The 20,784-nt window shown below is 63.5% G+C and carries 22 protein-coding genes; 16 read left to right on the forward strand and 6 right to left on the reverse strand.

Features of this window, described 5'->3' with window-relative positions; genetic code table 11:
* Positions 1-6 precede the first annotated feature (6 nt).
* The 7 genes from AB4136_RS13820 (at position 7) to AB4136_RS13850 (ending at position 4,714) form a co-directional block, all read left to right on the forward strand.
* The gene (locus AB4136_RS13820; protein WP_024926490.1) at positions 7-417 is read left to right on the forward strand and encodes a VOC family protein; all 411 of its coding nucleotides are present in this window, start codon (positions 7-9) and stop codon (positions 415-417) included.
* Positions 418-1,065 carry an RdgB/HAM1 family non-canonical purine NTP pyrophosphatase gene (rdgB, locus tag AB4136_RS13825; protein WP_024926489.1) on the forward strand — a complete coding sequence of 216 codons (648 nt, stop codon included), beginning with the start codon at positions 418-420 and terminating at the stop codon, positions 1,063-1,065.
* Complete coding sequence (gene hemW / locus AB4136_RS13830) at positions 1,065-2,222, forward strand: radical SAM family heme chaperone HemW (protein ID WP_024926488.1); 1,158 nt, start codon at positions 1,065-1,067, stop codon at positions 2,220-2,222. Before rdgB ends, hemW begins: the two co-directional genes overlap by 1 nt.
* A 97-nt stretch (positions 2,223-2,319) precedes the next feature.
* The gene (locus AB4136_RS13835; RefSeq protein ID WP_024926487.1) at positions 2,320-2,757 is read left to right on the forward strand and encodes an EamA family transporter; all 438 of its coding nucleotides are present in this window, start codon (positions 2,320-2,322) and stop codon (positions 2,755-2,757) included.
* 348 nt (positions 2,758-3,105) lie between these two features.
* The gene (rsmI, locus tag AB4136_RS13840) at positions 3,106-4,008 is read left to right on the forward strand and encodes a 16S rRNA (cytidine(1402)-2'-O)-methyltransferase (protein WP_024926486.1); all 903 of its coding nucleotides are present in this window, start codon (positions 3,106-3,108) and stop codon (positions 4,006-4,008) included.
* Positions 4,001-4,378, forward strand: a complete 378-nt coding sequence (locus AB4136_RS13845) for a YraN family protein (protein ID WP_024926485.1) — start codon at positions 4,001-4,003, stop codon at positions 4,376-4,378. The genes rsmI and AB4136_RS13845 overlap by 8 nt, the downstream gene beginning before the upstream one ends.
* A 105-nt stretch (positions 4,379-4,483) precedes the next feature.
* The gene (locus AB4136_RS13850) at positions 4,484-4,714 is read left to right on the forward strand and encodes a DUF3297 family protein (protein WP_024926484.1); all 231 of its coding nucleotides are present in this window, start codon (positions 4,484-4,486) and stop codon (positions 4,712-4,714) included.
* Between the two features lie 137 nt (positions 4,715-4,851).
* Here AB4136_RS13850 and AB4136_RS13855 read toward each other — a convergent pair whose 3' ends face one another.
* On the reverse strand, positions 4,852-5,136 hold the full coding sequence (locus AB4136_RS13855; protein ID WP_024926483.1) for an acylphosphatase: 285 nt from the start codon (positions 5,134-5,136) through the stop codon (positions 4,852-4,854).
* Positions 5,133-6,500, reverse strand: a complete 1,368-nt coding sequence (locus AB4136_RS13860) for a cytochrome P450 (protein WP_024926482.1) — start codon at positions 6,498-6,500, stop codon at positions 5,133-5,135. The genes AB4136_RS13855 and AB4136_RS13860 overlap by 4 nt, the downstream gene beginning before the upstream one ends.
* Positions 6,501-6,739: 239 nt before the next feature.
* Between AB4136_RS13860 and gyrB the strand changes: the two genes are divergently transcribed.
* The 9 genes from gyrB (at position 6,740) to AB4136_RS13905 (ending at position 17,687) form a co-directional block, all read left to right on the forward strand.
* Complete coding sequence (gyrB, locus tag AB4136_RS13865; RefSeq protein WP_024926481.1) at positions 6,740-9,217, forward strand: DNA topoisomerase (ATP-hydrolyzing) subunit B; 2,478 nt, start codon at positions 6,740-6,742, stop codon at positions 9,215-9,217.
* 175 nt (positions 9,218-9,392) lie between these two features.
* On the forward strand, positions 9,393-10,112 hold the full coding sequence (locus AB4136_RS13870; RefSeq protein WP_024927551.1) for a transglutaminase-like cysteine peptidase: 720 nt from the start codon (positions 9,393-9,395) through the stop codon (positions 10,110-10,112).
* 373 nt (positions 10,113-10,485) lie between these two features.
* Positions 10,486-12,054 carry a phytoene desaturase family protein gene (locus tag AB4136_RS13875; protein ID WP_137901161.1) on the forward strand — a complete coding sequence of 523 codons (1,569 nt, stop codon included), beginning with the start codon at positions 10,486-10,488 and terminating at the stop codon, positions 12,052-12,054.
* A gap of 61 nt (positions 12,055-12,115) precedes the next feature.
* Positions 12,116-12,517, forward strand: coding sequence for a RidA family protein (locus AB4136_RS13880; protein WP_024926477.1), 402 nt, complete (start codon positions 12,116-12,118; stop codon positions 12,515-12,517).
* Between the two features lie 56 nt (positions 12,518-12,573).
* On the forward strand, positions 12,574-14,109 hold the full coding sequence (locus tag AB4136_RS13885) for an ABC transporter substrate-binding protein (protein ID WP_024926476.1): 1,536 nt from the start codon (positions 12,574-12,576) through the stop codon (positions 14,107-14,109).
* A gap of 52 nt (positions 14,110-14,161) precedes the next feature.
* Positions 14,162-15,172: an ABC transporter permease gene (locus AB4136_RS13890; protein WP_373426393.1), complete on the forward strand. Its 1,011-nt coding sequence runs from the start codon at positions 14,162-14,164 to the stop codon at positions 15,170-15,172.
* Positions 15,165-16,016 (forward strand): ABC transporter permease, encoded by an 852-nt coding sequence (locus AB4136_RS13895; protein ID WP_024926474.1) that lies wholly within the window; start codon positions 15,165-15,167, stop codon positions 16,014-16,016. Before AB4136_RS13890 ends, AB4136_RS13895 begins: the two co-directional genes overlap by 8 nt.
* Positions 16,013-16,903, forward strand: coding sequence for an ABC transporter ATP-binding protein (locus AB4136_RS13900; RefSeq protein ID WP_024926473.1), 891 nt, complete (start codon positions 16,013-16,015; stop codon positions 16,901-16,903). The genes AB4136_RS13895 and AB4136_RS13900 overlap by 4 nt, the downstream gene beginning before the upstream one ends.
* The gene (locus AB4136_RS13905; RefSeq protein WP_024926472.1) at positions 16,896-17,687 is read left to right on the forward strand and encodes an ATP-binding cassette domain-containing protein; all 792 of its coding nucleotides are present in this window, start codon (positions 16,896-16,898) and stop codon (positions 17,685-17,687) included. The genes AB4136_RS13900 and AB4136_RS13905 overlap by 8 nt, the downstream gene beginning before the upstream one ends.
* Before the next feature lie 42 nt (positions 17,688-17,729).
* Here the strand turns inward: AB4136_RS13905 and AB4136_RS13910 are convergent, their stop codons facing one another.
* The 4 genes from AB4136_RS13910 to AB4136_RS13925 form a co-directional block, all read right to left on the reverse strand.
* Positions 17,730-18,371: a response regulator transcription factor gene (locus AB4136_RS13910; protein ID WP_024926471.1), complete on the reverse strand. Its 642-nt coding sequence runs from the start codon at positions 18,369-18,371 to the stop codon at positions 17,730-17,732.
* On the reverse strand, positions 18,368-19,438 hold the full coding sequence (locus AB4136_RS13915) for a sensor histidine kinase (protein WP_204367424.1): 1,071 nt from the start codon (positions 19,436-19,438) through the stop codon (positions 18,368-18,370). The genes AB4136_RS13910 and AB4136_RS13915 overlap by 4 nt, the downstream gene beginning before the upstream one ends.
* 109 nt (positions 19,439-19,547) lie before the next feature.
* On the reverse strand, positions 19,548-20,264 hold the full coding sequence (locus AB4136_RS13920; RefSeq protein WP_024926469.1) for an MgtC/SapB family protein: 717 nt from the start codon (positions 20,262-20,264) through the stop codon (positions 19,548-19,550).
* Positions 20,265-20,357: 93 nt separating this feature from the next.
* Positions 20,358-20,684 carry a hypothetical protein gene (locus tag AB4136_RS13925; RefSeq protein ID WP_024926468.1) on the reverse strand — a complete coding sequence of 109 codons (327 nt, stop codon included), beginning with the start codon at positions 20,682-20,684 and terminating at the stop codon, positions 20,358-20,360.
* Positions 20,685-20,784 lie beyond the last annotated feature (100 nt).

Genomic DNA, 20,784 nt, shown 5'->3' on the forward strand with positions numbered 1-20,784 from the left:
CGAGCCATGCAGCCTGCCGCCATCCTTGAATCCGCGCTCTACGTCACCGATCTGGAGGCGGCGGAAACGTTCTATGCCGACATTCTCGGCCTGGAGCAGATCGGCAAGGTGGCAGGCCGCCATGTGTTTTTCCGCTGCGGCCAAGGCGTGCTTCTGCTGTTCAACGCGGAAGCGACCAGACATACGCCGGCGCCCGATGCCCGCCTGCCGGTGCCGCCGCATGGCACCGTCGGCCCGGGTCATCTGTGCTTCTCGGCGACGCCTGAGGAACTGGACCGCTGGAAGACACGTCTGGCATCGCATGGCGTGGCCATCGAGGCCGAGTTCGAATGGCCGCAGGGCGGCCGCTCCATCTATCTGCGCGACCCTTCCGGTAATTCGCTGGAATTCGCCGAACCGAAAATCTGGAAGCTTTAGATGCATTCGCTCGATGGAAAGAAGATCGTCGTTGCCAGCCACAATGCCGGCAAGCTTAAGGAATTCGCCGACCTGATGGGTCCATTCGGCTTCGAGGCGAAGTCCGCCAAGGAATACGGCTTGCCGGAACCCGACGAGACCGGCACGACGTTTGAGGAAAACGCCTATATCAAGGCCTTCGCCGCCGCCCAGGCGACCGGCCTGCCGGCGCTGTCGGACGATTCCGGCCTGTGCGTCGACGCGCTCGACGGCGCGCCCGGCGTCTACACCGCCAACTGGGCGGAAAAGCCCGACGGCAGCCGCGATTTCGGCATGGCGATGCAGAAGACCGAGGATGCACTGCAGAAAGTGGGTGCCGGCGAAGCGGCACAGCGCAAGGGGCGTTTCGTCGCCGTCATCTGCCTTGCCTTCCCCGACGGCCAGGCCGAATATTACCGCGGCGAGGCCCACGGCACCCTGGTGTGGCCGCCGCGCGGCGAAAAAGGCTTCGGCTACGACCCGGTGTTCCGTCCAGAGGGCTATGACCAGACTTTCGGCGAGATGACGGCAGAACAGAAGCATGGCTGGAAACCCGGCCAGCCGGACGCGCTTTCGCATCGCGCCCGTGCCTTCCAGAAATTCGCGCGAGCAAGGCTGGGCTCGGCCTGATGCTGCTTGATCGGTCGCCCGGCTTCGGCGTCTACATCCACTGGCCGTTCTGCGCGGCGAAGTGCCCCTATTGCGACTTCAACAGCCATGTCCGCCACCAACCGGTGGACCAGGAACGTTTCGCCAGCGCCTTCCAGCAGGAATTGGCGACGATGCGCGAACGCACCGGCCCGCGCGAAGTGACCTCGATCTTCCTCGGCGGCGGTACGCCTTCGCTGATGAAGCCGGAAACCGTCGGCGCGGTGCTGGATGCCGTCGCCAGGAACTGGACTGTTCCAGGCGGCATCGAGGTGACGCTGGAGGCCAACCCCTCATCCGTCGAGGCCGAGCGTTTTCGCGGCTATCGCGCGGCGGGCGTCAACCGCGTTTCGCTGGGCGTGCAGGCGTTGAACGACCGCGACCTGAAGTTCCTCGGCCGGCTGCACAATGTGGACGAGGCCCTGCATGCGATCGGGCTCGCCCGCGAAATCTTCCCGCGGCTTTCCTTCGACCTGATTTATGCCCGTCCCGGCCAGACACCGGAAGCCTGGGCGGCGGAGCTGAAAGAGGCAATCGGCTATGCCGCCGACCACTTGTCGCTTTACCAGCTCACCATCGAGGAAGGCACGCCGTTCTACGCGCTGCATGCGGCGAAGAAATTCGAAATCCCCAACGGCGAACACGCCGCCGACCTTTATCAGTTGACGCAGGAGATCACAGCCGCCCATGGCTTGCCAGCCTACGAGATTTCCAACCACGCCCGCCCGGGCGCGGAGAGCCGGCACAATCTGACCTACTGGCGCTATGGCGAATATGTCGGCGTCGGCCCCGGCGCCCATGGCCGTTTCGTCGAGAAGGGCACACGGGTGGTGACGGTGGCGGAAAAGGTGCCGGAAACCTGGCTCAACCTCGTCGAAGCCAAGGGGCATGGCGTGACCGGCGGCGAGGTGCTGACCCGTTCGGAAGAAGCCGACGAGTTCCTGCTGATGGGGCTGAGGCTTGCCGAAGGCATCGACCTTGCCCGCTACGAGCAATATTCAGGTCGCGCCCTGCCCTCTGCCCGCCTGTCGATCCTGCAGGAAGAAGGGCTGGTCGCATCCATCGGCAATTCGCGGCTGCGCGCCACACCGGCCGGCATGATCGTGCTGGACGCGGTGGTGGCCGATCTCGCCAGATAGCGCCGCCGCCGCTTTTCCATTGTGTCTCTTGCGCTAGTGCTTCGGATGCGGTCAGCATCGGCAAACCCTCCCGCAAATCGCTCCAGGAGCCAGCCCGATGAATTCCGCTCTCTCTTCCTGGCAATTCTGGGCGCTGTCGTCAGCGGCCTTCGCCGCGCTGACGGCGATCTTCGCCAAGGTCGGCATCGAGAACATCAATTCCGACTTCGCCACCCTCATTCGCACCGTCGTTATTCTCCTGGTGCTGGCGGCCATCGTCATGGCCACGGGCCAGGCGCAGGCACTCGGCTCGATTTCGACCAGGACCTATGCTTTCCTCGTCCTGTCGGGACTGGCGACGGGCGCTTCCTGGCTGTGCTACTTCCGCGCTCTGAAGCTTGGGCAGGCGGCGCAGGTCGCGCCGGTCGACAAGTTAAGCGTGGTGCTTGTGGCTGTCTTTGGCGCCGCGTTTCTGGGCGAGCGCCTCTCCGCCACGAACTGGCTTGGCGTCGTCCTTATCGCGACGGGCGCGGTTCTGGTCGCCTATCGGATGTGACGGCAACGCCTCGCGGGCCGCGCGGGTTTCCAGCCTGGTTATGCAAATATCGAAGCGATTGGCCATCGTGGGATCACTGCTCCGTCAAAAAGGGGGATGTTGGGGACGCATCAACCTCGTCGGACACAAGGCGGCGCCGTTTCCAGCCGGCCAATCAGGAATGCAGAGGGCGTCCCGCAGCCGGGTCCGGCAACGTCCTGAGTGCGAAGGTGCTGCATCATACCTTCCGAGAATCACCCGCAAATCCGCCGCTGTCTGTGTCCTGCCTCACTGTGGCAAAGGCATGGCAATGACAGCGCTTTTGCAACGCAAGGCGTGCCGTGCCAAACAGGGCCAACGGAGGGCACGATGAGCGCCGATGCGGCAAAAAGAACTTATGTGATCGGGCAGACGGAAATTGCCGTCCGGCCGTTGCAGCCCGCGCTGTACCTGGTGGCGACGCCGATCGGCAATCTTGCCGACATCACGCTGCGTGCCCTGGAAACACTGGCAGCCGCCGACCTTGTCGCTTGCGAGGACACACGCGTTTCGCGCGTGTTGCTCGAACGCTACGGCATACGCCGCCGCACCACCGCCTATCACGAACACAATGCCGCCGAGGCCGGGCCGAAACTGATCGCCGCGCTCGAAGGCGGACAAAGCGTCGCGCTGATTTCGGACGCCGGCACCCCGCTGGTGTCCGATCCCGGCTATCGGCTGGTGGGAGAAGCGATCGAGCGCGGCATCCGCGTCGTGCCGATCCCCGGACCGTCGGCTCCGCTGGCAGCGCTAACCGCCTCCGGCCTGCCATCCGACACCTTCCTGTTCGCCGGTTTCCTGCCGTCCAAGGCCGGGCAGCGGCAGACGCGGCTCGAGGAACTGCTGGCGGTGCCGGCGACGCTGATCTTCTTCGAATCGCCGCGCCGGCTGGCGGAAACACTTGGCGCCATGGCGAAGGTTTTGGGCGCCGCACGTCCCGCCGCGATCGGGCGGGAACTGACCAAGACGTTCGAGGAGATGCGGCCGGGCACGCTCGGCGCGCTTGCCGCACATTATGCCGAGGCCGACACGCCGAAAGGCGAGATCGTCATCTGCGTCGGTCCGCCGCTGCAACGGACCGAGGGGCCGGCGGATATCGACCGGCTGCTTTTGTCGCTGAGCGCGGAAATGCCCACCTCGAAGGCGGCGGCCGAGGCCGCGAAGATGACGGGCGGCCAGAAACAAGCCCTGTATCGCCGGCTGCTGGAATTGAAGGACGCCGGCGGTGGCTGACGCCACGACCGCGAAACGACGCAAATCCTACCGCCGCGGCCATCGCGGGGAGTGGCTGGCGGCAGCGGCGCTGATGCTCAAAGGCTATCGCATCCTCGCGCGCCGCCATCGCACAAAACTCGGCGAGATCGACCTGATCGCTCGGCGTGGCGATCTGGTGTTGATCGTCGAGGTCAAGGCACGGCGGACACTAACCGAGGCTATGGAGGCGGTTTCGAGCGGTTCCGAGCGCCGGATAGAGGGTGCCGCCGATCTGTGGCTGTCGCGCCAGCCGGATTTCGGCAAGCTCTCCATCCGTTTCGACATGGTCGCCGTACTGCCCTGGCGCTGGCCGGTGCATGTCGAGAACATCTTTCAAGGGCGTGACTAGCCCCAGGTCTTTACCCTGATGGCAAATGCCCTTAACAGCGCTTTCCAAATTTGACCTTGCGCGTCCGCGCCTTCGCGCACGCACCTTGTGCCATTGGAGAACCCTATGACCTTTCCCGACAGGCTGAGCAACGACCCGCGCAGCCCCTATTTCGACGCGGAAGTGCTGGAGCGTGGCGTCGGCATCCTGTTCAACGGTCGCGAACGCGAGGATGTCAGCGAATATTGCGTCAGCGAAGGCTGGATCCGCGCCCCGGCCGGCAAATCCAAGGACCGTTTCGGTCAGCCGATCACCATCAAGCTCAAAGGCACGGTCGAGCCGTTCCCGAAGCCTTGAGCGCATCAGAGCGCCGCGCGTCCGTTCGGACGCGCAAAGGACGCTCTAACACTTTGAATTTGCGCATCGTGCTTACCGAAAATCGGAATCGATTTTCGGTAAGCACGATGCGCTAGACGGCGGATTGGTTCATCCGGTCAATGGGTGATCTTGAAATCCACCGGCCGGCTGGGCAGATCAGCCGGCGCCGCCTCGATATTTCCGACCTCAGCGCCGGGCGGCCCCCGCCGAAACGCGTCCAGCATTGCGGCCACCGCTTCGTCGGAGCCGACGATCAGAGCTCGGACCGAACCGTCGGGCTCGTTGCGCACCCAGCCCTTGATGCCGAGCCGCACGGCCTCTTCCAAAGTCCAGTAGCGAAAACCGACACCCTGCACGCGCCCGGTGACATGCACCAGAACAGCCGCGCCGGCAGCGCTCATCGCCTTGTCACTCGCATTGGCAGACCGCCCTGCGGTTGCGTGGTCAACTTCTGCACCGGCCATGGTTTCGTCTCGGCCACGGTGTCGAAGCGGAAACGCGAGAGCAGGATGGCGAGAGCGATGATCGCCTCCTGCATGGCGAAGGAGGCGCCGATGCAGACGCGCGGACCGGCGCCGAAGGGCAGATACTGGAAACGGTCGATGCGGTCGCGGTTGGCGGGATGGAAGCGCTCCGGCAGGAAGGCGTCCGGCCTGTCCCATAGTTTGCGATGGCGGTGCACCACCCAGGGCATGACCAGAACGGCGGCGCGCGGCGGGATGTAAAGCCCGTTGAAGGTTTCCGGTTCGATCGGCTCGCGGTTGATCGACGGCGCCGGCGGATAGAGCCTGAGCGCCTCCTCGAAGACGGCACGGGTCAACGGCATCAGGTCCAGCCATTTGGTCGGATCCGGCTCATGCGCCAGCACGGCATCGATCTCGGCCTCGACCGGCTCGCGCTCCCACGGCGCCTCGGCTAGGCAATAAAGCGTCCAGCCCAAGGCCCTTGCGGTGGTCTCGTGGCCGGCGCCGATGAAGGTGATGATGTTGTCCTCGACCTCGGCGCGGGTCAGCCCGTCCGGCCCCTCCGCCTTGAGCAGCAGTGTGAGAAAATCTTGCGGCGCGCCGTCCGGGTCGCGTTTCAGGCGCTGTTCACGCATGGCGACGGTGTTGGTGACGATGTTGCGGAAGTAGGCCAGCGCCTTGCGGCCGCGGATGCGGGTCAGGCGCGGCAGCCAGTCCGGCGCGCGCAGAAGGTCGAGTGGGTCGACCCTGCCCATCGTCTCGAACAGCCGGTCGATCTCCTTGGCGAAGCTGCCCGGCTCGCCGGCGATCTCGCCGGAAAACAGCGTCTCGGCCAGGATGTCGTAGGTCAGCATGGTCATGTCGTGAGCGATATCGCTGACCACACCGTCCTGATAGCGCTCGACGAACTCGACCGTGCGTTTCAGCATCGGCGCGGCGAAGCCGAATATGTGGCGCGGCGTGAACACCGGTGCCATCGCCTTGCGCGAACGCTTCCACACCTCGCCCTCCGCGGTGAGCAGGCCATCGCGCAGGATGGGGCGCAGGATCTTCTGGCGCACCGTCGCCATCTTGTAGTTTCTGGCATTGTCGACCAGCACGTGGCGGATCAAGGCCGGGTCGTTGGCGACGACCAGCGGCCCGCCGATGCCGTTCACCGAAATCCACGGCTCGTTGTAGGAAGGCTCGCCCCACAGCTCCAGCGGATTGCGGTAGACGATGCGCATCATCTCCAACGTCGAAGGCGGCACGGTGCGCGGCTTCGGCGCCGGCGGAACGAAGGGGGCGGGCTTTGTGTCCATCAAGGTCTTCCGCTGCTGTATTCAATGTAGTGAGCCCGGAAAGCGGCGTCCATGCGGCCGATCGACGAGCGCGGCTGCGGCTTCGATCCCGACCTCGGCCGATACCGATGTTTTCCCCGCCCAAAGGCCCGGCAAACCTTGGAAAAACCGCCTTTTGCTCCTATATCTCTCTATTCGGGACGAGCACGATTCGGGCGCTTCCTGCGCCTTCAAGAACGGTATCGAACAAACAGGTTTTCATGAGCGATCAGAGCGAAAACGCCAACGGCGGCAGCGCCGAGTATGGCGCCGATTCCATCAAGGTTCTCAAGGGCCTGGACGCCGTGCGCAAGCGGCCTGGCATGTATATCGGCGACACCGACGACGGTTCGGGCCTGCACCACATGGTCTATGAGGTGGTGGACAACGCCATCGACGAGGCGCTTGCCGGCCATGCCGACCTGGTGACGGTGACGCTCAATCCCGACGGCTCCTGCACCGTGATCGACAATGGTCGCGGCATTCCAACCGACCTGCACCCCACCGAAGGCGTTTCGGCGGCCGAGGTCATCATGACCCAGCTGCATGCCGGCGGTAAGTTCGACCAGAACTCCTACAAGGTATCCGGTGGCCTGCACGGCGTCGGCGTTTCGGTGGTCAATGCGTTGTCGGTGTGGCTGCGCATCAAGGTCCGCCGCGATGGCAAGATCCACGAAATGAGCTTCACCCATGGCGATGCCGATGCACCGCTGAAGGTGACGGGTACCTATCAGCAGGAAATGGTCGCCGGCACCTATGAAGGCCGCAACGGTTCGGAAATCACCTTCCTGCCCTCCTCCGACACGTTCAAGGGCGTGACCGAGTTCGATTACGGTACACTGGAACACCGGCTGCGCGAACTGGCCTTCCTGAATTCGGGCGTGCGCATTATCCTGGCCGACAAGCGCCATGCCGACGTCAAGATCCAGGAACTGCATTATGAAGGCGGCCTGGAAGAGTTCGTCAAATATCTCGATCGTTCCAAGAAGCCGCTGATCGAGAAGCCGATCGCCATCAGGAACGAACGCGACGGCATCACGGTGGAAGTCGCCATGTGGTGGAACGACAGCTACCACGAGAACGTGCTGGCTTTCACCAACAACATCCCGCAGCGCGACGGCGGCACCCATCTGGCCGGTTTCCGCGGAGCCTTGACCAGGCAAGTCACCGGCTATGCCGATACGTCCGGCCTGACCAAGAAGGAAAAGGTGACGCTGACCGGCGACGACTGCCGCGAAGGACTTACCGCCGTTCTGTCGGTGAAAGTGCCGGACCCGAAATTCTCCTCGCAGACCAAGGACAAGCTGGTGTCGTCGGAAGTGCGGCCGGTGGTGGAAAGCCTGGTCAACGAAGCGCTCGGCACATGGCTGGAAGAACATCCTTCCGATGCCAAGACGCTGATCGGCAAGGTGGTGGAAGCCGCCGCCGCGCGCGAGGCCGCACGCAAGGCGCGCGAGCTCACCCGCCGCAAGGGCGTGCTCGACATCACCTCGCTGCCCGGCAAACTGGCGGACTGCCAAGAGCGCGACCCGGCCAAATCCGAAATCTTCATCGTCGAGGGTGACTCGGCGGGCGGATCGGCCAAGAGCGGTCGCTCGCGCCAGAACCAGGCGATCCTGCCGCTGCGCGGCAAGATCCTGAACGTGGAGCGCGCCCGCTTCGACCGGATGCTGTCGTCGGACATGATCGGCACGCTGATCACCGCGCTCGGCACCTCGATCGGCAAGGACGAATTCAACGCCGACAAGCTGCGCTACCACAAGATCATCATCATGTCGGACGCCGACGTCGACGGCGCCCACATCCGTACCCTGCTGCTCACCTTCTTCTTCCGGCAGATGCCGGAACTGATCGAGCGCGGCCATCTCTATATCGCGCAGCCTCCGCTCTATAAGGTGAGCCGTGGCAAGAGCTCGCAATACATCAAGAACGAAAGCGCTTTCGAGGACTTCCTGATTTCCTCCGGCCTCGAAGACGCCTCGCTCACCCTGTCGTCGGGCGAAGTGCGCACCGGCCAAGACCTCGCTTCCGCTGTTACCGATGCGCTTGGCGTGCGCCAGCTGATCAACGGACTGCATACACGCTACAACCGTGCCGCCGTGGAGCAGACGGCGATCGCCGGCGGCCTCAACCCGGCTGTGTTCAACGATCTTGGCCGCGCCAACGCGATGGCCGAGACGATCGCCAAGCGCCTTGACGCAATCGCCGAGGACACCGAGCGCGGCTGGCTAGGCCGTACCGCCACCTCCAATGACGAGCTGGGCGGTTATCTGTTCGAGCGCACCGTGCGTGGCGTGCGCGAGGTGGTGCAACTCGACATGGGGCTGATCAATTCGGCCGATGCGCGCCAGCTCGACCGTTACGCCACCCGCCTCGCGGAGGTCTATGCCGAGCCGCCGCTGCTGCGCCGCCGCGAGGCCTCGGAGGCGATAGCCGGCCCGCTCGCCCTGCTCGACGCCGTCTTCGCGGCCGGCAGGAAGGGGCTGACCATGCAGCGCTACAAAGGTCTTGGCGAAATGAATGCCGAGCAGCTTTGGGAAACGACGCTCGATCCGAACGTCCGCTCGCTGCTGCAGGTCAAGGTCACCGACGCGACCGACGCGGACTCGCTGTTCGCCCGACTGATGGGCGACGAGGTAGAGCCGCGCCGCGAGTTCATCCAGGAGAACGCGCTGAGCGTCGCCAATCTGGATATCTAGGGGCTGCGCCGCGACGCATCGGATGCTCGGTAGGCTGCGGTAACATGATCGTTGCGCAGCCTATCTTCATAGGGACGCCTATCGTTAACCTTTTATTAAACATTTAGTTGACCCGGGCCGCCATCATCGCGTTAGCTAAGGCTGACAATGGTGTCGTTGCGTGGCGGTGACGGTGATGTTGCGTGGGTTTGTGGTTGGCGCCTTTTTGGCGCTGCTTGGCGGAGTTACGTCAACGAGCGCCGGGCCTGTCGGATCGCAAGGCGGCAAGGACGCCTATATTCTATCCTTCGATCGATACGTGAAAGACTTCCAGACGGCGTCGGCCCGCAGCATGGTCGTCGGCTCTGCGAGCTTCGCCGCCACCGGCGGCAAAACCAGTGTTCCCTATGGCTGGATGGATTTCTGCGGGCGGCGACCGGAAGAGTGCAAGGTTCCGTCCCTGCCGGCGAAGAGCCTGAAGCTGACGCGCGAAACCTGGAACGAGCTCGATCGCATCAACCGGCAGGTGAACGGATTTATCGTCCCAGAGGGCAATCTCGAACATTGGGGCACGCGACTGGATCACTGGGATTACCCCGTCGACGGCAAGGGCGATTGCAAGATCTACGCGCTCTTCAAGCGCAAGCTGCTTCTCGACGCTGGATTTCCGCGCCAGGCGCTGCTGATGACGATCGTGCACGACCTGAACGGAGAAGGTCACACCATTCTCACGGTAAAGACGGACCGGGGCGAATTCGTTCTCGACAACCTCGCCGACGTCGTGCGGCCGTGGGATGCGACGGGCTATTATTTCGTCAAGCGCCAGTCGCAGCAGAACCCGAACATCTGGCTGTCGATCAACCTGCGTGGCAATGCGGCCGTGGCCGCCGAGAAACACCGCCAGTTGACGAACTGATCGGGCTCCCCTTCAAGCCTCGTACGCCGCTTCCTGCGGCCGTAGGACGTCACCGCGACTACCTCTCACGGCCAGCAGGCCGATAACTCGCGGCCAAATCGGGCCGGCAAAGGTCGCCCCAATATCACCTTGCTTGCGGGCAGTAGCGAACGGTTTTCCCCGGCGAACGGCACCTCCTTGTTAAAACGGATCTCCTTCTTCGGGGAGATCCGCCGAGAACCGATGGCCAAGCTCGGTCGCTTTCGCCAGACCACGCCTTTCCGGATCTTGTCGGCCACCCGCCCGGCAATCCCGGTCCACCGGTTTTTCCCGAAAATCAGGCTGGACGAGATTACTTGCATATGCAAATATTGTTTTAAGGGTGAACTAATTCATGACCAAATATGACGCCATTCTCATTGGCGCGGGGCACAACGCACTTGCCTGTGCCGCTCATCTCGCCAAGCGCGGCTGGAAGGTTGGTCTGTTCGAAGCAGCCGATCTCCCGGGAGGCGCAGTCAAGACGCTCGAACTGACCGAGCCTGGCTTTCGCCATGACCTCGCGGCGATGAACCTCAGCCTGTTCGCGGGCTCGGCCTTCAACCGGACCTATGGCGCGGAACTGACCCGGCTGGGACTGGAATTCGCCCCTGTGCAGGATTGTTTCGCCTCGGTCTTTCCCGATGGCCGCTGGCTCGGCGTCTCCACCGACCCTGCCGCTACCACGGCGCGTATCCGGGCCTTTTCGACGCGCGACGCCGAGACCTGGGAAGGTCTGATCAAGGCGTTTCCGGCACGCGCCGAGCGACTGTTCTCCATTCTCGGCGCGCCCATGAAAAAGCGTGCACTTGCACGTATCCTGTTCACGCTGCTGCGACGGGACGGACTTTCGGGCACGCTCGATCTGGGGCGCTTCCTGCTGTCCTCCCCACGAGCCTGGTTGGACGAGACTTTCGAGAGTTCCGAGGTCAAGGCGTTGCTGGGCGCCTGGGGCATGCATCTGGATTTTGCTCCCGATATCGCCGGCGGCGCCGTCTTCCCCTACCTCGAAGGCATGGCCAACCAGAACTTCGGCATGGTGCTGGGCAAGGGCGGAGCGGACACCATCGTCAAGGCGCTCGCCGCCATGGTCGAGACGCATGGCGGCACCATCGAATGCAACGCCCGCGTCGAGCAATTGGTGGTCGAAGGCGGCCGCGCCGTCGGCGTGGTCCTGGCTGACGGGCGCCGCATCGAGGCCAGCCGCGCCGTCGTCGCAACCATTTCGCCGCGCGCCCTGGCCGGGCTGCTGCCACAAGGGTCCGGCAATGCCCGTTTCGATCGCAAAGTGCGTGAATTCCGGCATGCACCCGGCACGATGATGATCCACCTAGCGGTGGACTCGCTGCCGGACTGGGCGGACCCGGCGCTACAACGTTTCGCCTATGTGCATGTCGCACCTTCGCTCGACGTGATGGCGCGAGCCTATCAGGAAGCGCAGGCCGGGCTTCTACCCGCGGAGCCGGTGGTCGTGGTTGGGCAGCCGACGGCGATCGACCCCAGCCGCGCACCGGACGGAAAACACGTTCTGTGGCTGCAGACGCGCGTCGTGCCGGCCGAGATCAAGGGCGATGCCGCGGGCATCATCACGGACCGCGACTGGGAAACGGTGCGGGAAGCCTACGCCGACCGGGCGATCTCGATCATCGAGCGCTATGCACCTGGGCTCTCGGCAAAGATTATCAAACGTACAGTCATGAGCCCGCTGGATCTCGAACGCGGCAATGCCAATCTGGTCGGCGGCGACCAGATCTGCGGTAGCCATCATCTCGCGCAGAATTTCCTTTTCCGCCCGGCTCCCGGCTTTGCCGACTGGAGCACGCCGGTGCGTAATCTCCACCTGGCGGGCGCGGCAACCTGGCCCGGCGCCGGCGTCGGCGCGGGTTCGGGTTTCCTTCTCGCCAAACAGCTGGCCGGCGGCTGACGGCGACTAGCAACAAAAAGGCCCGCTGTTTGAGGCGGGTTCAAGAGGCAGGAGGAACAATATGAAGCGCAAGGCAATCAACCCGGACAGCATGTATCAATCGCTGCCGTTCGGCTTCTCTCATGCCGTGGAGCAGAACAGCGGACGCACCCTGCATTTGGCCGGCCAAGTCGCCTGGAACAGCGCCGGCGAGCTCGTCGGCCCTGGCGATCTTGCCACGCAGGCACGCCAGGCGCTGGCCAATCTCAAGGCCGTGCTGGCGGAAGTGGGCGCCATGCCCGCCGATGTCGTTCGGCTGAGGACCTATGTCGTCAACCATACGCCCGACAAACTCGGCCCGATCACGGCCGAGATCGCAGCCTTCTTTGGCGACGCCGCGCCGGCAGCCAACACCTTGATTGGCGTCCAGACACTCGCAATGCCGGAATTTCTCATCGAGATCGAAGCCACCGCAGCACTCTAGTTGCGCGGCATCGACCGCCTCACGTCACAACGATCAAAACAATGGGGAACACAAACATGAACGGACATCCAAATCGACGCACCCTGCTTAAATTGGCCGGCGCTGGCGTAGCAGCGGCGAGCCTGACGCTGCCTGGCAAAGTGTTTGCCGCGGGCAAGGACGAACTGACCATCGCCTACAACGTCAACCTGCCCTCGTGGGACCCGACGGTCGGCCCATCGGCGGTGAACCCGACGATCCAGGGTTTCTACCAGTCCGTCTTCGACATGTTCATTCACCAGAAGCCGGATCTCAGCTTCGCGCCGGGCCTGATCACCGAATGGGGCTGGAACGAAGACCGCACGAAAATCTTCCTGACCGTGCGCGAAGGCGTCAAATGGCATGATGGCAGTCCCTTCACCGCTGAAGACGTCGCCTGGTCGCTGGAACGGGCCGGCAAAGCCGAAACGGGAAATCCGATCCAGTTCGTCTGGTCGACTGTCGGGAACTTCAAGGTCAATGGCAACCGGATCGAGGCCGATGTGCTGCGGTTCGACCCGACCATCTTCAAATGGATGTCGTTCCTGACCGGCTACGTGCTTCCCAAGGCCTATTATGAAAAGGTCGGCGCCGCCGGTTTCGAGCAGAAGCCGATCGGCACCGGCCCCTATATGGTCGAGCGCTATGAACGCAACGCCTTTGTGCGATTGAAGGCCAATCCCAACTACTGGAACGGCAAGCCGGACTTCGACACCGTCACCATCAAATTCGTCACCGACGCCGCCAGCCGCGTCGCCGAGATCGAATCCGGCAATTCCGACGTCACGCTGGAAATCCCTTACGAGGAGTATGACCGGCTGATTGCCGGCAAGCTCAAGGGCTCCTGCGAGACGGTGTCCGACATCGCTATGATCTTCATTTCCGATGTCGATCCGATGCTGGACAAGAATGTGCGCCTTGCCGCCATCCACGCCGTCGACAAGCAGCTTCTGATCGACCGCCTGCTGCGTGGCTACGGCGTGCCGCTGGCAACGCTCGATACGCCGGAATATGCGGCCTACGATGCCTCGATCAAGGTCACGCACGATGCCGAACTGGCCAAGAAATTGCTGGCCGCCTCCGGCTATTCGCCGGAAAAGCCGGTCAAGTTCAAGATCCAGACAACGCGCGGCTTCAAGCCGAAAGACTACGAGATGATCCAGGCGATCGTCGGCATGTGGCGCAAGGTCGGTATCGAGGCGGAGATCGAGGTTTACGAGATCGCCCAGCACTACGAGCTGCGGGCCGCCCACAAGCTGGCACCTGCCGCCTTCTATAATTGGGGCAACTCCGTCGGCGACCCGACCACCTCGACCGGCTTCGCCATGTTCAACAAGAGCCCGCACTCGGGCTGGCATGGCCAGGCGCTGAGCGATCGCATCGGACCGCTGTGGGGCGAGAAGGACGAGGCCAAGCGCATCCAGGGCTGGAAGGATGTCGACCGCTACATCGCCGAGGAAGGGCTGGTGCTGCCGCTTCTGCAATTCGCGCAGCCCATCGTCCACCGCGACGGCCTGGTGGTGACGCCGCACAAGTCCGGCGCGCTGCTGCCGCATCTCATCCGCCGCGCCTGAGCGTGGAACACTGCTGGCCGGGCTTCCGCGCGGCCAGCAGCACAATCCAATCATGATGCTCGTTCGCGTTACCCTCTCCCGGCTCTTGACCACGCTGATCACCCTGTTCGGCGTGGCGGTGATCGTTTTTGTCGTCATCCGCGTGGTGCCCGGCAACCCCATCGCCATGATGCTGCCGCCCGGCGCGTCCGAAGCCGATATCGACCGATTGAAGACACTCTACGGTCTCGACAAATCCATCATCGAGCAATTCGCCATATGGCTTGGTAACGTGCTGCATGGCGATTTCGGCACTTCGATCTCGACACGCCAGCCGGTGTTGTCGCTGGTGCTCGACCGGTTGCCGGCGACACTCGAACTGTCGCTCATGGCACTCGTTATCGCAGTGGTCATCGGAGGGACACTGGCGATCGTCGGCACGCGCCTGCGCGGCCGCAAGGCGGAGGTCGGCATCGATGTCGCCAACGGCATCGGCCTGTCCGTGCCCGACTTCCTGTGGGGGCTGGCGCTGATCCTGCTGTTCGGCGTGTTGTGGCCGATCTTCCAGATTTCGGGCCGAGTCTCGCCCAGACTGGAGCTGCCCTTTACCAGCCAATTCTACCTGTTCGAGAGCATCTTGCGTTTGCGCTTCGACATCACTGCGGACCTGCTCGGCCACATGTTCATGCCGGCACTGGCACTGGCGCTGCCGCTGGCGGCGATCATCTCGCAATTGCTCAAGCAATCGCTCAAGGAAACCGTCAATCTCGACTATTCCGTGCTTGCCCGCACCAAGGGTTACTCGGAAACAAAGGTGATCCTGTCGGAAGCCCTGCCGAACTCGATCCTGCCAACGCTAACACTGGTCGGCGTGCAATTCACCTTCCTCATCGGCGGCACCGTTATCATCGAGCGGCTGTTTTCCTATGAGGGATTGGGCAACATGGCGATCGACGCGGTCATCAACCGCGACCTGCCGCTGATCCAGGGCATCGTCATTCTGTTCGCCATTTTGTTCACCTTCATCAACCTCGCCGTGGACATGACATACGCTTTTCTGAACCCGAAGCTGCGCCATGCTTGACGGTCGCGGTTCGGTACGCCGGCGCACCGGCGCAAGGCTCTGGCTCTCCGGCACGTGGCTGACACTGTTCGTGCTTGCGGCCATATTCGCACCGCTGATCAGTCCACATGACCCGCTGGCGCAGGACCTGATGCTGGGTCGCCTGCCGCCGGCCTGGATGTCCGGTGCCGAGCCGGGCTTCTGGTTAGGCACCGACAGCCTTGGTCGCGATGTGCTGTCGCGCATCATCCATGGCGCGCGTGTTGCACTCATCGTCGCCCTGGTGGCCGGTACGGTCACCTGCCTGATCGGTTCCGCGCTCGGCCTCCTCGCCGGCTTCTATCGCGGCTGGGCCGATCGGGTGATCAGCCGGCTGGTCGACATCTGGATGGCATTTCCACCGGTTCTGTTCGCCATTCTCCTGATTGCCGTGCTGGGCACTGGCCTGACCTCGGTCATCCTCGCCATCGTCATCATCGACTGGACACGGTTCTGCCGGGTGGTGCGGGCCGAAACGCTGAACCAGTCGAAGATGGATTATGTGCACAGCGCCAAGGTGGCGGGCTTCACCAGGCTACGGACACTGGTCGCCGAGATCCTGCCCAACGTGCTGCCGACCATCGTGGCGCTGCTGACCCTGGAAATGGGCATCGCCGTCATCGTCGAAGCGATCCTGTCCTTCGTCAACCTGTCGATCTCCACCGACCAGCCGACCTGGGGTGGCATGATCGCCGAGGGCCGCACCAGTATCTACCAGGCGTGGTGGGTGCTGGTGTTCCCGCTGATCGCGCTGTTCCTGACGGTGCTTTCGTTCGCGCAACTCGGCGAAGGCCTGCGCGAGCGCTTCGACCCGGTGCTGCGATGAGCACTTTCCTGGAGATACGCGGACTTTCCGCCCGCCTGCGCGGCACCGAGCAACGACTGCTCCGCTCGGTCGACATCGCATTGCCCGCCGCGACCGTGCGCGGTCTGGTGGGCGAAAGCGGCGCCGGCAAGAGCATGATCGGCAAGGCGGTGCTTGGCATTTTGCCCAAGGCTGTCGAGATCATCGAGGGCGAGATTCTGCTGGATGGACAGGATCTGCAGAAGGTTTCTCCGGCCGAACGGCGGCGGCTGATCGGTGCCAAGGCGGCGCTGATCCCGCAGGACCCGTTGACGGCGCTCAACCCGGTCCGGCGCATCGGCCCGCAGATCACCGACCGACTGGTCGATATCCTTGGCTGGACCAGGGCAGATGCCACGAACCGCGCCTTGGAAATGCTGGCGGAAGTGCGGATTCCCGAGCCAGAGCGCACCATGCGCCTCTACCCGCACGAACTGTCGGGCGGCATGCGCCAGCGCATCCTGATCGCTTCCGCCTTTGCCGCCGAACCGAAGCTGATCATCGCCGACGAACCGACGACGGCGCTGGACGTGACCGTGCAGAAGCAGATTCTCAAGCTGATCGGCGAGTTGCAGGTGCGCCACGGCACGGCCCTGCTTTTCGTTACCCACGACCTCGGCGTCGTCGCCAAGACATGCGACACGCTTTCGGTGCTCTATGCCGGCAAGGTGGTGGAGGACACCACAACCGAGCGTTTCTTCGCCGCTCCGCAACACCCCTATTCTTCCGCATTGCTTGCGGCGACGCCTCGCCATACCGATCCCTCCTCGTCGCTGACACCGGTACCGCCCGGCGTGCTCGATGTGGTCGCTGCCGAAGTCGCGGCAAGCGACGCGACGTGGCGCTCGTCGAGGAGCGCCCATGCCTGACAATATCTTCGAGATTTCGGATCTTCGCGTCGATGTCGCCGACATGACACGCAAACCGCTGTTCGGTCCGGCACCCAGGCTGGAAATCCTGAAGGGGCTAACCTTCGACATTCCGCGCGGGGCGATCCTCGGCATTGTCGGCGGTTCGGGCTCCGGCAAGACGACGCTTGGGCGCACGCTGGTGCGGCTGGCCGAACCAAGCAGCGGCCAACTGCGGTTCGATGGACGCGACATCAGTCAATTGTCCGACGCCGAACTCAGGCCGATCAGGCCGCGCATCCAGATGATCTTCCAGGACCCGATGTCGTCGCTCAACCCACGACTGACGATCGGCCGCATCATTGCCGCGCCCCTGCGCGCGAAGGCCGGCGACAAGCGTGTCGCGGAGGCGCTTGAGCAGGTCGGACTGCCTGCCCATTTCGCCCGGCGCTACCCGCATGAACTGTCTGGCGGCCAGCGCCAGCGCGTCGGCATAGCGCGCGCCATCGCGATGCGGCCCGACTTCATCCTGGCCGACGAGATCGTGTCAGGCCTCGACGTGTCGTCGCAGGCGCAGGTGTTGATGCTGTTGGAAGAACTGGTGAAGGCTCTTGGGCTGACGCTCGCCTTCATCAGCCACGATCTCTCCGTCATCCGCCGCCTTTGCAGCCGGGTGATCGTGCTGAGCTCCGGTGAAATCGTCGAGGACGCGGCGACGACCGAACTGTTCGAGCGGCCCCAACACGCCTATACCCGCGAGCTGCTCGACGCCATCCCGACGCCCGATCCAACCACTCGATGGTAAGCCGGTCCCGTCAGGTCGCCATTCGTTTGGACCGGCACTGTTTCAACGCGCTGTTCCGTGGATTCGATCGAACAGCCTGACCAGTTCCGCGAGCGTCCTGACCCCCATCTTTCGCATCAGGTGACCGCGGCGCACCTTGACCGTGATTTCGCTGATGCCCAGATCAGCGGCGATCTGCTTGTTGAGAAGCCCCTCCACCACCTGTCGCGCCACGTCCTGTTCGCCCGGCGTAAGCGTCTCCCAGCGCTGGCGCAGCTCGGACGCAGCCGCCGCCTGCTGGCGCCGGCCGCGGTCGATCTCGATGCCGTGGTGAATGGCGTCGAGCAGGTCCTGATCGCGGAACGGCTTGGTCAGGAATTCGATCGCGCCGTCCTTCATGGCTTTGACACCCATGGCGATGTCGCCGTGGCCCGTGATCATCACGGTCGGAAGATGCATGCCCTGCTGCGCCATATGCCCAAGGAAATCCATGCCGCTCTGCCCCGGCATTCTGACATCAAGAACGAGGCATCCGGGCGCGTCGGCCAACTCTGAACCGAGGAACTCCTGCACCGAGGCGAAGGACCGGGTTCGCAGCGCGATCGACGCAAGAAGATCTTCCAGGGATTCGCGAACCGAGCGATCATCGTCGACGATGTAGACGATCGGCTGCGCTATCGCTGCGTCGGGCACTCTTGCGCTCATTCCGTTTCCTTCTTCGCGGCTGGCAGGCTGAACAGGAAAACCGCGCCACCGTCGTCATTGGCTTCAGCCCATATCCGTCCGCCATTCGCCTCGATGATCGTGCGACTAATGGTGAGGCCGAGACCGATGCCGTCCTTCTTGGTCGTCCAGAAAGCATCGAAGAGATGCTCGGCCTCCCCGGGGCGCAAGCCGATACCGCTGTCGGCCACCGAGAAACGGATCCTGTCGCGATTCTCGATCTCCGACGTGATCTCCAGCTCCTTGGCCCCGTTGGCCGAGACCGCGATCGCCTCGATCGCGTTGAGCACCAGATTGCCAACGACCTGCCCAACCTGCACCCGATCGGCGACCGCCATCGGCAGCCCCTGCTGCAGGTAAAGTCTTAGCCAGATGTCGTGACTGTCGATCTGGTCGTGCGCCAGCGCCACGATCTCGCGCACCAGATCGTTGAAATCGAAGTTGTCCTTCTGCGGTGCCTTGCCGCTGGCAATGCCGCGCACCCGCGCGATTACCGCGCTGGCGCGGTTTGCCTCCTCCACGATCCTATCCACTGCGCGCTGGGCGTTCTGGATGCTGGGCGGATCCTGGGCCAGCCAGCGCTTGCAGGCACCCGCGCTGGTCACGACCGCCGCCAGCGGCTGGTTCACCTCATGCGCGATCGAGGCGGTGAGCTCGCCAAGACTGGTGACGCGCGCCATGCGCAGCAGGCGCTCGCGGCTATCATGCGCGGCGGCCTCCGCCGTCACCAGCTTCAAGGACAGATAGGTGGTGACCCCGATCGCCACGATACTGATGCCGGTGTTGACGAGACCGACCTCATAGAGGCCGGAATGGGTGAGCGCGAAGCTCAGCAGCGTCAGGGCAACGCAGGTGCAGGCGAGCGCCACGACCGTGCGACGCGGCAGCATGCGGGTGGCGACCAGAATGACCGCCGTGTAGAAGACGGCGGCCGCGATCGCGTAGTCGGTCACCGTGTCGGCCACGAAGATGGCCGCCATCGCCACGAGCAACAGCACGATGACGAACAATTGGTCGTGACGGAACGGGATTTTCTGCCTGATCTTCATCGCGCTCATCATTGGCAAGCCGGCGCATTATACACAGCATCCATCCCTGGCCAGCGGCGTCTTTCATGCATTCACCACGATACACGAGCCCCGAAAAACCACCCTGTCCTCAATCCTTGGTGCTGCCGTCCCAAGTGGCGTTTGTGACACCGGCCTGCCGTTCGAGGAAGGTGGTGACGGCTTCGATCTCGTGCGGATCGACGGCGGTGGAAACGAGGGTCGCCACGATTTCGACCGTATCGTCGCCACGCTCGACGATCTCGACGTCGCTGACCGGATAGTTGGCCTGTTCAAGGCGCTCGACCAGAAGGTCCCGCATCTGAGGCATCGCCTCGTGGCTCGAGATGATGCTGACTTCGTAGGTCGCCTCCGTCGCGCGGTCATCGATCGGGATGCGGTTGATCATGTTGACGAGCGGCCTGAGCAGCGTGTTTCCGGCAAGAACGAATGCCGTGAGAAGCGTCGCTTCCGCGATCATGCTGGTTCCCGCGCAACAGCCGACGGCGGCCGAGCACCACAACGTTGCCGCGGTGTTGAGGCCACGCACATTCATGCCCTCTTTCATGATAACGCCGGCGCCGAGGAAGCCGATGCCAGAGACGACATAGGAGATGACCCGCACGGCCTCCGCCGATCCAGCCACCCTCAGTCCGAGGTCGACAAAGGCGGCGGCGCCAACCGCCACAAGAACATTGGTACGCAGTCCGGCCGTGCGCTGGCGATACTGGCGCTCGGCCCCAATCAGCGTGCCGAGCACAAAGGCGGCGACGAGCGCCACGACCGTGTCCAGAAAGGGGTAGAATTCAAATGTCTGCTGAAATTTCATGGAAGCAATCTCGATGGCTCAAGCAGCGCATACCGGGTCCGGTCTACGGAAAGATGACAGCCGGCGGCATATGCCCCGCGTGACCAGTTTCGATCACCAGTCCTTGCGCCGCAACAGCATGATCGCGATGCGGTGAAGGCGCGTCGACCAGCACATGAGACGCAACGATTGCCGACGCGTGAGGATGCCGTTTCTCGCAAGGCGGGCCGCGATCTTGAACAGCGTCGTGCCCGATGCGGCGAACGCCCAGCACAGCCCGCGGTTCAGTTCATCGTCAATGCGTCGAGCAAACTCGCTGCCAAGACCAAGCGGCTTCCGCCGTTCCAGATACCGTGTTGGCGTTCGATTGCCTCGCCTGCGCTTCGGGTTGCGGCGGGAATGGTCGGCAGCAAAGAGCAGCGCAAGAGCGTCGATGAACATGATTGACCTCCGTCCGGCGGCTGAGCTCAAGGGAAGCATCGGCAACGCCGTCAAATTCCAGGAATGAGTCCGGTGTTGCCGGCAGTCCGGTCTTGCCGGC

The sequence above is a fragment of the Mesorhizobium sp. 2RAF21 genome (genome assembly GCF_052115345.1).
GTDB classification, from domain to species: Bacteria; Pseudomonadota; Alphaproteobacteria; order Rhizobiales; family Rhizobiaceae; genus Mesorhizobium; species Mesorhizobium terrae.